General features: G+C 54.0%; 13 protein-coding genes and 1 riboswitch. Of the genes, 6 read left to right on the top strand and 7 right to left on the bottom strand.

What is annotated here, in order from left to right:
- Positions 1–9: 9 nt before the first annotated feature.
- The 4 genes from NYE29_RS07890 to NYE29_RS07875 are packed head-to-tail and all read left to right on the top strand — an operon-like array spanning position 10 to position 3,412.
- Positions 10–924 carry an ABC transporter ATP-binding protein gene (locus tag NYE29_RS07890; RefSeq protein ID WP_144024361.1) on the top strand — a complete coding sequence of 305 codons (915 nt, stop codon included), beginning with the start codon at positions 10–12 and terminating at the stop codon, positions 922–924.
- Positions 921–1,658, top strand: a complete 738-nt coding sequence (locus tag NYE29_RS07885) for an ABC transporter permease (RefSeq protein WP_340895232.1) — start codon at positions 921–923, stop codon at positions 1,656–1,658. Before NYE29_RS07890 ends, NYE29_RS07885 begins: the two co-directional genes overlap by 4 nt.
- A 27-nt stretch (positions 1,659–1,685) precedes the next feature.
- Positions 1,686–2,813 (top strand): sensor histidine kinase, encoded by a 1,128-nt coding sequence (locus NYE29_RS07880; protein WP_340895230.1) that lies wholly within the window; start codon positions 1,686–1,688, stop codon positions 2,811–2,813.
- Positions 2,810–3,412, top strand: a complete 603-nt coding sequence (locus NYE29_RS07875; protein WP_038585146.1) for a response regulator transcription factor — start codon at positions 2,810–2,812, stop codon at positions 3,410–3,412. Before NYE29_RS07880 ends, NYE29_RS07875 begins: the two co-directional genes overlap by 4 nt.
- A gap of 490 nt (positions 3,413–3,902) precedes the next feature.
- Here NYE29_RS07875 and NYE29_RS07870 read toward each other — a convergent pair whose 3' ends face one another.
- The 7 genes from NYE29_RS07870 to NYE29_RS07840 all read right to left on the bottom strand — a co-directional run bounded on the left by NYE29_RS07870 (position 3,903) and on the right by NYE29_RS07840 (position 10,795).
- Entirely contained in the window at positions 3,903–4,745 is an 843-nt protein-coding gene (locus NYE29_RS07870) for an ABC transporter ATP-binding protein (protein ID WP_340895228.1), read from the bottom strand.
- 19 nt (positions 4,746–4,764) lie between these two features.
- Complete coding sequence (locus NYE29_RS07865) at positions 4,765–5,526, bottom strand: ABC transporter permease (protein WP_038585149.1); 762 nt, start codon at positions 5,524–5,526, stop codon at positions 4,765–4,767.
- Entirely contained in the window at positions 5,523–5,816 is a 294-nt protein-coding gene (locus tag NYE29_RS07860; protein ID WP_076111651.1) for a thiamine-binding protein, read from the bottom strand. The genes NYE29_RS07865 and NYE29_RS07860 overlap by 4 nt, the downstream gene beginning before the upstream one ends.
- A gap of 76 nt (positions 5,817–5,892) precedes the next feature.
- Positions 5,893–6,963: an ABC transporter substrate-binding protein gene (locus tag NYE29_RS07855; protein ID WP_340895223.1), complete on the bottom strand. Its 1,071-nt coding sequence runs from the start codon at positions 6,961–6,963 to the stop codon at positions 5,893–5,895.
- A 124-nt stretch (positions 6,964–7,087) separates the two neighbouring features.
- Positions 7,088–7,198, bottom strand: a riboswitch (TPP riboswitch).
- 73 nt (positions 7,199–7,271) lie between these two features.
- On the bottom strand, positions 7,272–8,669 hold the full coding sequence (locus tag NYE29_RS07850; RefSeq protein ID WP_340895221.1) for a hypothetical protein: 1,398 nt from the start codon (positions 8,667–8,669) through the stop codon (positions 7,272–7,274).
- Complete coding sequence (locus tag NYE29_RS07845) at positions 8,647–9,252, bottom strand: sigma-70 family RNA polymerase sigma factor (RefSeq protein ID WP_340895220.1); 606 nt, start codon at positions 9,250–9,252, stop codon at positions 8,647–8,649. Before NYE29_RS07845 ends, NYE29_RS07850 begins: the two co-directional genes overlap by 23 nt.
- Before the next feature lie 79 nt (positions 9,253–9,331).
- Complete coding sequence (locus NYE29_RS07840) at positions 9,332–10,795, bottom strand: hypothetical protein (protein WP_340895218.1); 1,464 nt, start codon at positions 10,793–10,795, stop codon at positions 9,332–9,334.
- 219 nt (positions 10,796–11,014) lie between these two features.
- Between NYE29_RS07840 and NYE29_RS07835 the strand changes: the two genes are divergently transcribed.
- A complete protein-coding gene (locus NYE29_RS07835) occupies positions 11,015–11,455 on the top strand; it encodes a pyridoxamine 5'-phosphate oxidase family protein (RefSeq protein WP_076111659.1) in 441 nt (146 codons plus the stop codon).
- 142 nt (positions 11,456–11,597) lie between these two features.
- Positions 11,598–12,635 carry an EAL domain-containing protein gene (locus NYE29_RS07830; RefSeq protein WP_340895217.1) on the top strand — a complete coding sequence of 346 codons (1,038 nt, stop codon included), beginning with the start codon at positions 11,598–11,600 and terminating at the stop codon, positions 12,633–12,635.
- The last annotated feature ends 15 nt before the right edge of the window (positions 12,636–12,650 follow it).

Raw genomic sequence — 12,650 nt, 5'->3', positions numbered from 1 at the left:
ATGGACGGTATAGAGAATGTGATCGAAATGGATGGGGTAAGCAAGATATTTCACGGCAAAAAAGCGGTGGACGGCATTAGCTTCAAGATCGGCAGGGGTTCGGTTACTGCGATTCTGGGGCCTAACGGGGCGGGGAAAACGACCGTGTTATCCATGCTGCTTGGACTGAAGGAGCAGACGGAAGGCAGCATAAAGGTGTTCGGGCTTCCGCCCGGGAGCCGGTTGGTCCGGGAAAAAACGGGGGCCATGCTGCAGGAAGTAAGCGTAATGGACCGGCTGAAGGTCCGGGAGATCATCGCTCTGATCCGCAGCTATTACCCGCAGCCCATGGCTATGGAGGTTCTGCTGCAGGCGACGGGCCTTGCCAAGGCCGATCTGCAGCGGTATGCCGAGAAGCTCTCCGGCGGCCAGCGGCGCAGCCTGAATTTCGCGCTGGCCCTGGCGGGCAACCCGGAGCTGCTGTTCTTTGACGAGCCGACAGTCGGGATGGATATTACAGCGCGGCGGCATTTCTGGGACAGGGTGCGCGGACTGGCCGCTGAAGGAAAGACGATCCTCTTCACGACCCACTATCTGCAGGAGGCCGAGGATATTGCCGACCGGATTCTGCTGTTCAGCCGCGGCGCTCTGGTGGCGGACGGCAGCCCGGATGAGATTAAGGGGAGAATTGTGCGGCAATCGCTGTCCTTTCTGGCTGCAGGCGATCCTGAAGAGCTGCGCGGACGGCTGCGGCAATTGGCAGCGGTCGAGGAAATGTACGATAAGGACGGCCGGATTGTGGTCACGACAGAGAATACGGACGAGGCGCTCCGTGCTATTTTTACCGGCGGGCTTGAAGTGAAGGATGTGCGTATTGATCAGGGCAGGCTGGATGAAGCCTTTGAGCAATTGACGATTCAACCGGAGGAGGGCGTAAAGCCATGAAAATAATTATCAACCAATGCAAGTCCGAGCTGCTGCGGATCTTCCGCAATCCTTATTATGTGTTCTGGTCGCTGGTCATGCCGATCATGTTCTATTTCATCTTCACTAAAGTGGTGAATACAGGCATGGACGACGCGGCCCTCTGGCAGGCTCATTATCTGATGTCGATGGCGGCGTTCAGTGTAATGGGGTCAGCGATCATGACGCTTGGCATCCGGCTTGTGCAGGAGCGGACCCAGGGCTGGAATACCTTTATCCGCATTACTCCGCTGCCGTCCTATGTCTATTTCATCGGCAAAATGTTTGCTCAGATGATCATGCAGCTTTTCTCCGTGGTATGCATATTTGCCGCCGGTTATTTGATGAACGGGGTGTCCCTGACTGCAGGGCAGTGGCTGTTCAGCGGATTATGGATTGTTGTTGCCTCCCTGCCTTTTCTGGCGCTTGGCACACTTGTCGGCTTTATGAAACGGGTAGATACGGCAAGCGGTGTCAGCAATGTGCTCTATATGGGGCTGGCGCTGGCCGGCGGCATGTGGATGCCGCTGGATATTCTTCCGGAGCTGATGCGGCGGATCGGCCGCTGGCTGCCTTCTTATAATTATGGAAACGGGGCTTGGGAGATTGTGCGGGGCAGCCATCCACAGTGGAGCGGTGTGCTGATTTTGCTCGGCTATCTGGCAATATTTATGTTACTATCGCTGTATATTCGAAAAAAACAGGAAGCGGTGTAATGCATGTTGTCAGGCAGGAAGTTTCGGTTGTTCCCGCAAAAATACGGTTTTTTCCCTTTTGTATGGATATTCTATTTGTTGCTTCCGGCTTTTAATCTACAGGAGGAGCGGGGCCTGAAGCTGATCATTGGAGCAGCTCTGCTGCTGCTCTTCGCCGTGACATACCGCCAGTTATACTGGGCCGGTGACAAAGCCTTTAACTACTGGCTGGGGCTGCAAATGCTGCTGATTGTGGTGCTGAGCCTATGCTACAACCCGCTTAATTTTTTCATGGGCTTCTTCTCTTCCAACTTTGTCGGCTGGTATGCCGGTAAGAGAGAGTTCAAGATAGCCTATGTAGTTTTTTGCGGTGTGATTCTGGTACCGCTGGTTATAGCGGCATGGGGGATGAATCTGTATGACCTGCTGTTCTTTTTTCCTTTTTTAATTATTATGCTGGTCTCTCCGTTCGGGATAAAATCTCTAGGCCGTAGAAAAATACTGGAGAAACAGCTGGATCAGGCGAATGAAGTCATCGAGGAGCTGGTCAAACGCGAAGAGCGGATGCGGATCGCCCGGGACCTGCATGATACGATGGGCCATACCCTGTCGCTGATTACACTGAAAAGCCAGCTTGTCGAGAGGCTTGTCGCCAAGGACCCGGAGCGCGCGCAGGCCGAAGCCAGGGAGATTCAGCGCACCTCGCGTGCGGCACTGCGCCAGGTTCGCGAGCTGGTCTCGGAGATGCGGGCAGTTACCGTAGCCGAGGAACTGGCAGAGGCCGGGAAAATGCTGCGGGCTGCGGAGATAGTCCTTGAAGTGCAGGGGGAGGTGTCGCTGGAGGACGTGCCTGACCTGACACAGAATATCCTCAGCCTCTGCATCAAGGAGGCGGTGACGAATATAGTGAAGCATAGCCAAGCCACCCGTTGCCGAATCGGAATTGCGCTGACGGAGGGGGCAGTGCGGATCACCGTTGAGGATAACGGAATTGGACTCACTCCTGATGAAGCAGGACGGGAACGCCGCGACGGCAACGGAATGAAAGGGATGGCCGAGCGGTTGTCGCTCGTTGACGGCTCAATGACATTAAGCTCCAATCCGGGCGGGGGGACAGCATTATCTGTAGTGATTCCAAGGATTATCAAGGAACATAAGGAGGGGGAATTGGCATGATAGGCATTGTAATCGCCGAGGATCAGCGTTTGCTGCGCGGGGCGATGGCCTCGCTGCTTGACCTGGAGGAGGACATTGAGGTTCTCGGAGAGGCCGGCGACGGGGCGGAGGCGCTTGCGCTGATCGAGCGGCTGGAACCGGACGTATGTCTTATGGACATTGAAATGCCGCTGAAGAGCGGGCTGGAGGTGGCGGAGCTGCTGAAAGCCAAAGGCTGCCGGACGAAGATCATTATCCTGACGACCTTTGCCCGGCCGGGCTATTTCGAACGGGGCGTGAAGGCCGGGATTCAGGGCTATCTGCTGAAGGACGAGCCGGTCGACAAGCTGGCGGATGCGATCCGGCGCGTCATGGAAGGACACCGTGAGGTCTCGCCGGAACTGGTCTTCGGCAGCCTGCGGGAAGAGAATCCGCTGTCCTCCCGTGAACGGGAGATTCTGCGGCTGGCCGGAGCAGGGCAGACGGCTGGTGAAATTGCCGGGAGTCTGCACCTATCCTATGGGACAGTCCGCAATTACATCTCGGAAATTCTGGGCAAGCTGGAAGTGAAAAGCAGGATCGAAGCCGTACGGCTGGCTGAGGAGAAGGGCTGGATTTAGGCGTTTATTATCTCTTGATATTTCTGAATGCTGCGGTGGGCGTGCTACAGGTGGATTGTTACTGGTTACGTCCGGATAAATTCTATTAAGGTTGAATGCTTAATGGAGCGGCGGGAAGGGGGCCAGTAGTCTCTTTATGGAGCTGATGTATGCCTATAGCTTAAAGGGGAATGGTCCCGCTAATTATGCCACCGACAGAATGGTGCGGCAAGCAGAGGGATTTACTACCGGTAATTCCATGGAAAATGGAAAAAGGGCTTAGTAATTGAATAATATAGGGAGTAATTCCCTCTAAATCAATAAAAATAGGTTTTATATGAAAATAGCGGGCGTGTTTCCTTTTGTTTGTGTTGCGTAGCCCTGCGCTGCCTGAATCAGTGTCGCATTCGGGTGGTTATCTTGAAATAACTACATATTAATAAGACCAGCCGTCCGGTTCATCGGGCGGCTGGTCTTAATGTACAGGTTGTTAAGCGGATATCGCTTAAGATTACTTGGCGCTCTTCGCCTGCTCTTCCCGCATCCACTGTGACAGCTGGCGCTTGAGCTGGAGGAATTCCGGCGAATCGGCGATTTCCTCGCGGCGCGGCCGGGGAAACGGGACATCGACCGTATGCAGGACGGAGCCGGGACGTCCGGAGAACACATAGATGCGGCTGGAGAGCAGCAGCGCTTCTTCAATGTTGTGGGTGATGAACAGCACGGAGCGGCGGTTCTCCTCCCACAGCTCCAGCAGCCAGCGCTGCATTTCGCTGCGCGTCAGCGCATCCAGTGCGCTGAACGGCTCGTCCAGCAGCATCAGCTCCTGCGGCGCGAGCAGCGCCCGCAGGAAGGCAGCCCGCTGCTGCATGCCGCCCGACAGCATATGCGGGTAGGCCCGCTCGAAGCCGCCAAGGCCGACCTTGGCCAGCCAATGGCGGGTGGTTTCCCGCGCCGCAGCCTGCGGCGCGCCCTTAAGCTCACCGGCGAGCAGGACGTTGTCCTCGATGCTCCGCCAAGGGAAGAGCGCGGGCTGCTGCGGCATATAGCTGATCTCTCCGCGCTGCCCTGTAACAAGGTTGCCGTTCATGCTTACCGTTCCGGCATCCGGCAGCTCCAGGCCCCCGATAATATGGAATAAAGTGCTTTTTCCGCAGCCTGAGGGTCCGACAATTGAGACGAATTCCTGCGGCTGCACTGTTAAGGATACGTTGTCCAGCACGCGGGTTTCGCGGCGGCGGTGGGTGAAGGTTTTGGAGATTCCTTTTACCTCAAGTGCAGGTGGTAAGGTCCTGGATTCAGGAATACCGGCTGCTTCAGTGCCGGATGGCGGGTTGTCTGTAATATGCGGCATTGTCGGCCATCCTCCTTTTCTAGGAACTTTTGCGCGGTTTCCAGCGCACCAGCCATTTCTCCAGCAGTGCGATAAGTGCGAACAGCACAAGACTGAGCAGCACGATGATGGCAATGGCGACGAATACGCGGTCTGTGCGGTAAGCGGATTTTTGCAGCAGCATGTAGTAGCCGATGCCCTTGTCAGCGCCGATCCATTCCGCGACAACAGCGCCCATTACGGCATAGGTGGCCGAAATTTTAAGCCCCGAGAACAGGGCGGGCAGGGAGCCCGGAAGCTCCAGCTTGGTGAAGATCTGCCATTTGTTCGCGCCGGCCATCTTCATATAGTTTAGCATGGTCCGGTCGCTTTGCATCAGGCCGCCCATGGCGGCGACTGAAACCGGGAAGAAGCAGACAAGTGTAATCAGCACAATCTTCGGCAGCAGCCCGAAGCCGAACCAGATAATCAGCAGCGGCGCGAGCGCAATGGAGGGCACATTTTGACTGAGAATGAGCAGCGGGTAGAGTGCTCTCTTGAGCCAAGGCAGCAGATGCAGCAGCAGGGCGACAATAAGACCCACGCCTGTGCCGATGGGGAAGCCGATCAGGGTAAGGCGCAGCGTAGCCGCTGTATGTGCCCAAATGCCGGAAGCATTGCCCGAGGTTTCCCGGGCGATATCGCTTGGACTGGGAAGGATCCATGACTCGATATGGAACAGGGATACCGAAACTTGCCATAACCCCAGAAAAAAGACGACCGCCACAAGGGGCGGCCAAATCTGTTTCCAATACGATCTCACGGCCGGTATTTCTCCGTCAGCTTGTCCATGCTGATTCCATTCGGGTTATGGGCGATTTTGATCTGGGAGATGATGCTCGGACTGCCTGCTGCAATCAGGGCTTCATGCATCTGGCGCACAACCTCAAGCAGCTCGGTGATGTCGCCCTCCATCGTGGTCTCCAGCGGGTTCACCTGATGTTTTACACCTGATTTCTGAATCACTTCGATGGCTTTGTCCACGTAAGGAATCGAATCCTCGTTGTTCGGAGTTTTGGGAATTACCTGAATGCTTAGCAATGTATTGGCCACAATATATCAATCCTCTCAGTTTAAATGGGTAATCTGCGTACAGCGCGAAACGAACATTCAATCACTTCATCCTTAATCAGTTAGCTGGCAAAAACTCATTCGTAAATGTGCTTGGAACATCCAGCGGCTGATCGAGCAGCTTCAGGCCATACATCCAGTCGGCGTAATCCTGCCAGACCTCGCTCTTCTGCTCGCCCCAGCGGACGGCATCATCCTTGTATTTCGGGCTGAGCCATTTCTGGCTGGCCAGGACCAGCTTGGGATCCAGCTCGGGAACAGCTTTGGTTAGAATAGCTGCGGCTTCCTCCGGCTGATCAATGGCGTATTGATAACCTTTCGAGGTAGCCTTAAGGAAAGCCTTCACCAGCTCCGGATGTTCGGCAATTTCCTTCTCGCTAGTAGTCAGTACCGGTGTGTAGTAATCAAGCTGGGGTGCATAATCCTTGAGGTAGAGCATGTCGAGCGGTTCTCCGCGCAGCTCCGCTTCAATCCCGGTCCAGGCATAGAAGATCCAGGCAAAATCAATGTCGCGTTTCACGGCGGTGAAGAAGTCCGCTTCACCGATGTTCACCAGCTTCACCTTTTTCACATCTCCGCCTTCGGGGTCCATAATGGCTTTCATGGCCGCTTCTTCGGCAGGGGAACCCCAGCCGCCGTAGGTTTTGCCTTCGAAATCCTTCGGTGTCTTAATATTGCGGTCTTTCGGTGCAGCGAACCCGGAGGTATTATGCTGAATGATAGCGGCGATGGACACGAGCGGCACCTTCTGCAGGCGGGCCAGCGTCAGCGCCTCTTGGGCACTGATGCCAAAAGCGGCTTCGCCCGAGGTAACCATCGTGTCGGACCCGGCAGCGCCCGGCTGCACGATTTCAACATCCAGCCCTTCCTCTTCGTAATAGCCCAGCTCTTTTGCCGCATAAAGCCCGGTATGATTTGTATTCGGCGTCCAGTCCAGCGCGATCTTTACCTTGGTCAGCTCCTTCGGAGCGTCCGTTGCTGCCCCGGCAGTGGTTTCAGGAGCAGTGGTGCTGTTCCCGGCAGTCTCTGCCGCATTCCCGCCGGAGTTCCCGTTGCTATTGCCGCATCCGGCAATGGCAAAGACCAGCATGCAGGTGAGGCTGAGCTTTAATACTTTTGTGACTCCCATTTCTCTTCTTCTCTCCTTCCAGCAACCCTAGTCTTCCAAATTCTGAATAGTCCCATATAAAAAAGGCGCCCCGAGAATCGGGACACCAGTTACTTGCGCAAGGTTGTGCTTGGGCCATAAACGGCCGTAAGCGATTGACGATTCCTACGCTGGCATTATCCAGATCAGGTATAAGGGTCAGTATCTTGTGGGACACAATCTCAGCCGGCCAATTCCAGCACCCCTGGTACTATGAAGTTATAGGTATTGCTGTGTTCTTACGGTGTATTATAGACGCCCGCTCCATAGTTGTCCAGTAGCAACTCTGCTTAGCTATCAAGCTTCAGCGGCAGGCGCCACGGCCCTTTGAGCAGAAAATGCGGCTCAGAAAGCTTAAAACGCAGCTTATCCTCCCCGGGTTTTGCTTCTAAATGGAGGGTTTTCATCACGCCGTAGGTCTGGTCGGTATTCACCCAAGAGAATGAGCTGTTGTCCGCCTGCCCCGGATAGCGAATAAGGAAATACTTCAGCGTCCGCAGCTTTGCGGCATTGAAATTCACATTCACATCGACGCTGGCAGCCGTCTCGCCGGTACGTTCAATGCGGGTGAACTCTACCTGAAAGCCCGCGATTTCCGCGCGTGTGTGGAGCATTTTCTCCTGGCCGATATCAGGCAGCGGAATCTCTACTTCTGCAGATACGGCGTCACGATCTGAAACTTCAATATAAGGAATGAAGACCGTATAAGGCCAAGCGCCCGCCCCGGCAGTCTCATGAAACCGGAAGTCGGAAGGATAGGACATGGATTCAGGCTGCTCCAGTACCGCCTTTTCTCCTGCCGCGTTCTCTATATAGAGACCTGATCCAGGCACCAGCGGCTCCAGTCCGTAAGAATGGACAGTCAGCCCGGATTCTCCCGTCAGTGTGGGCAATAACTGGACACGGACAAGCCTGCCGCCAAGGTCCACCGGAAAAGCAGTAATCCGCACATCCTGCTGTATATCGCTTGCGCCGAGTTCCCCGAGCTCCTCAGCTGTCTTCGGAGCGGTGAGCTGTAACGGACCAACGGTTGTGCCGCCCAGATGCAGGGTTAGAAGATTATCCTGCTTCAGTTGCACCGCTTGAGTTGAACTGTAGCTGCCGTACCACTCACTCTCCGAGGACGAACGCATGTAAGAGGTGAAAGTATAGCGGTTGCCGCCGATATCTGCCTCAAATTCGCTGACTTCAGGGACTTTCCGGCCGCGAAGCGTAATGCTCACGCCAAGCTCTTGCAGGAGAACGGCATCCACGGTCAGACTTCCGTCCCCCACAGCAATGTCATAGGGTTTGCTCAGTACATAGATCCGGTCACCGGGGCTGTTCTCCACAACGGTGCCGAAGCCAGGAAGGAAACTCAGCGCCTTTCTTAACCCGGCCTGTACCTCAGGAGAGAAAGCGAGCATACCGGCAGCGATGAGTATTACTGCCGCTGCGGCCGCGAAGATATTCCGCCTCTGGGATCTCCGGGCGAAGGAACGGAAGGCGTGGACAGCGGCTTCGGGCTCCAGACGGGCAAGTGTACGTGCTTTGACGCGGGCGAGCGAAGCTGCCTCCTCTTCGTCTGCGGGGCGCGGACCTTGGTCAACCTCCGGCAGAACACCTAAGGCAAGCTCTGCATCGCTGAAGCTCATAGAATCAATCATCCCGAACAGGCGCTGTTCCTCAATTTTCATGTCTTTGGCCATGTTGCGCCTCCTTTCCCTGACTCTCAGACAGGCCTAGCTTCTGCTTGAGCAGCGTCCGGCAACGGTATAAGCGGCTTTCGACTGCCTTTTTACTGAGACTGAAAGTTTGCGCTAGCTGATCAAGGCTCTCATAAAGAAAATATCTGCGCAGAAACAGGCTGCGGTCCGGTTCGCCCATCTGCTGCATGCAGCCGAACAATTCACTGGCCGTCTCGCGGGAAAGAACTTCCTGTTCGGCGGAAATCTCGTTCCGTGCAGCTCTGGAGGCATCTGCTTCTCCGGTTCCGCCCCGGCGCAGCAGCTTGCGCCTCAGATCCAGCGCTTTGTATTTGGCCAGCAGGAACAGCCAGGTGCGGAAGGAGGCGCGCTCGGGCTCATAACGGCTGATTCCGGTCCATGCCGCCATAAACACATCGCTCACACATTCCTCAACATCCTCCGCGCTTCCGGTGCCGGACAGAATACGCCGGACCAGTCTTTGCACATCGGGGCCAAAGAAATCAATCGCTTCTGCGAGTGCTTTTTTATCTTTGTTTATGAACCGCCCGGCCCATGCCAGGCTGTCATTAGGATTGAACGTCATAGGCAACCTCCGGCGTATATACTATTCATTACTACGTCGTCCGGAGAGCAAATCACTCATGATTGTTTCCGACAGCTTATCAATCCTTGGAATAAAATCTTTTTCTGCGGCGGCTGCGGATTCCGTTCCACAGCTCTTTCAGCGTCAGGAGGATGCTGACGAGGATACCGGTGAAGGTGAGCAGCAGTGCCAAATATTCAAAAGGAGAGTATTCCAGTATTTTGCTCCATTCAATGCGTCCCTTCAAATCTTCAATGACCTGGTTCATCCCGTAGATGCCGCTCACCACTGTGAAGACGGTCAGAATCATCAGCAGCGTATCCCGGCGTTTGGCCTGGAATTTCTCCTGGTACTGGAACAGGTCGTTCAGGGTCATTTTGACTTCATCAAAGAGGGCGTCATTGCCGTATACTTTGCGCAGCTGGATGAAGATCTCCCGGCCCTGCGACTGTGAAATCAGCTCCAGAAAATAAAACTTGGCCGAAAACTTGTTAATCAGGAAGATCAGATTCTCAATTTCATCATAATCGTGGTTGATACGCAGCCGGGAGTGAAGATTGGAAAGCTTCAACAGGACGATTTTGTGGAAAATACTAAGGAGCAGCCCGTAGTAATACTGCCCGTACATCTGATTGACCAGTGGGGTGGCTACCTCCTGTTCGGCCCGGCTCAGGCAGCAGAAGGTCTGCTCGTTGGTCATATAGTAGGTATCCGGCCCCCAGCGGTTGTACGAATGTGCCTGGCAGTACTCCTCGATGTACTCGGGATCGCTGGCGCTGATATAGGGTTTTCCGTCCAGATTCAGCCCATCCAGCTGGGAGGCGCGGTAACGCAGCTCCACACTGATTTCGTCTGCGTCCTCCTGCCGGTTGAAGCCATAAAAGGCTTGGACCAGCATTCGTTCATCAACGAAGAAGGGAAGCGTCTCGAAGTAGGCTCCGTCAATTTCCGATTGGTCCATAAACGGCTGCAGGCCATCGGCCAGATTCCTGAACACAAAATCCTCCACCTGATCGAAGGTTTTGTCCTGGCAATGGATATATGTATGTTTGTCCTGGTAGGAGACATCCTCGAGTGTGCGGAAACGGTCGGCGAATTCCAGCGCGGTGCTGAAGGGCAGGTTCTCTTCCTCGATGCGGACTCTTACGGTCAGAAATCCAAGCTGAAACGGACAAATGAATACATCCGTCGAGAGTACCCGGAAGTTTACGGATTGCTGTGTCATTTCCAGCCTGCAGGCCAGATCGTTTACCCGGGAAAACCGGCGGAAGGAATCTTCTTTATCCTTGTCCCGCGGGAATAGGACATGGGCTGCGAACGGCAGATAGCTGCGCTCCATTTTCTCATGGGATACGCAGTAGCCTTCGCCGTAATAAGCATCCTCCAGCTCTTTGCTGTCGAGAAAAAAACGGGTGAAGCCGTCAAGCCCAAGCTGCCGGGCCAGGCTCTTGTCCTCACCGTCCTTGATGGAGAAGGGGAAAATAAACTGCAGCAGAGCGGTATGTAATGTAGGTTCGGTGTGTTCGGAGAAATGCTCAGTCATTAAGAGTTCCACCCTTATGCACAGGATATTGACATCTTCTATATTACCCTAATTTTCAGGCTGCCAAGCTAGGAGAGACGAACGGTCCAGATCCAGATCAATTTATTCAAAAAGGATAGACTCCTCCTGTGATGAGTTCATGATTTTGTCCCGGATTCATTCTGAACCGGACGGGTACACTATAATAAGCACACATATTGGAAGGGAGCTGTTTCGTCAATGGATAACAATGAGCTGGAGCAAAATATCATCAAAGCGCTGGATGACAATAAGTTCGGTTCCTTCGGCACGATAGAAGCCGGCAACAAACCTAAGGTGCGTTATATGGCGGTATTTCATGACGGATTAAACATTTACCTCGCAACCAATCGGAAGACGCATAAGGTAGAAGAGCTGAAGGATAATCCGCATGCTTTTCTGCTGCTTGGATATGAGAAGGGCGGCGGCAAGGATGTGCTGGAGATCGAAGCAACAGTCGCTGTCACCAAGGATGAAGGCTTGCGGGCTAAAGTATGGAATAAATCACTGGAGCAATGGTTCAAGGGACCGGATGATCCTGACTATGTCATTCTGGAGCTTGCACCGGCACGGATAGAGTATGTCGGCAAAAACGAAGAGCATGGCGTTTGGCAGCCTACGGCCGCAGTTAACGGCAAATAAATCTAAGATATGAAGCAGCTGGCCATCTTAAACCCTACGGTTTATAGATGGCTTTTTGCCGTCCGGAAGATAGCTGGCTTATGGTAAATCATGTTATAATTACTGAACTGAAATCTGACATCTAGAGGCGAGGAGAATGCACATGAACTGCAGTGAGTGCTCTGACATCGAACCGGTAGAGGACGCAGGAGAATTAAAGATGCGGCCCTGCCCGATTCCGCTCGCCAATGCTATAAGGGCTGCAGGCTATAAGCTGACAGGCTCAGCGGATACCGGAATAGCCGCCTATGCTTCCAGAGAGGAGCTCATGGATTTGCTGGAGCTTCTGGAGGGATTGCAGAATGAGTGGGCTACGCCGCTGTCCCTATGTATAAAAGGGCATACCCGGCGTATTCCTGTGGAACGCTGGCTGACGCTGGAACAGCTGAGCGTCCGGTTTGCCAGTGATAATCTGATCACGATCATTTCCAATCATGATTTCTGCAGCCATTTGCAGCCGATCGTGAACTTTAACGAAGAAATTGTGGGTTTTGAATTGCTGCTGCGGCCATTGCCGCAGGGTAGCCCCTTTCAGCCCTATGAGTTGTTTGAGATTGCCCGCCGGACCGGCTTCCACTCGTTTCTCGACCGGGCTGCACGGATCTCGGCGATTGAAACCGGCAAAAGACTGCTGCCTAAGGGCATCAAGCGGTTTATCAATTTTCTGCCCTCTTCTATCTATAATCCTAAATATTGTCTCACTCATACCTTCGAAGCGATTCATCGTTTGGAAGAGGACCCGGAAGACTTTGTATTTGAAGTCGTGGAGACGGAGAATATAAGCGATATCAGACATCTCCAGACCATATTTGCTGAATACAGGCAGCAGGGCATGCGGGTGGCGCTGGACGATGTGGGCGCGGGCTACTCTACAGTGGAAGTCATGTCCAGATTGCAGCCGGATTATGTAAAGATTGACCGTGGTCTGATCAGCTTCTGTGATCAGGACGACCGGAAACAGAGAAGCGTACTCGATATTGTGAACCGGGCCGGTTCCTTTGGTGCCAAGGTGCTTGCCGAGGGAATTGAACGGCGGGAAGAGTTCCTCTTCTGCCGGGACATCGGCATTGATCTGGGCCAGGGGTATCTCTTCGGGAAGCCGGATGACAAGCCCCCGGCTAGTTTTGGAAACCGTGCATAATCAATACAACCTATA

Origin of the sequence: Paenibacillus sp. FSL M7-1046, assembly GCF_038007405.1 — a bacterium.
Lineage (GTDB): Bacteria > Bacillota > Bacilli > Paenibacillales > Paenibacillaceae > Paenibacillus_AQ.
The sequence above is the reverse complement of the archived record's forward strand: the minus strand, read 5'-3'. Positions and strand labels throughout refer to the sequence as shown.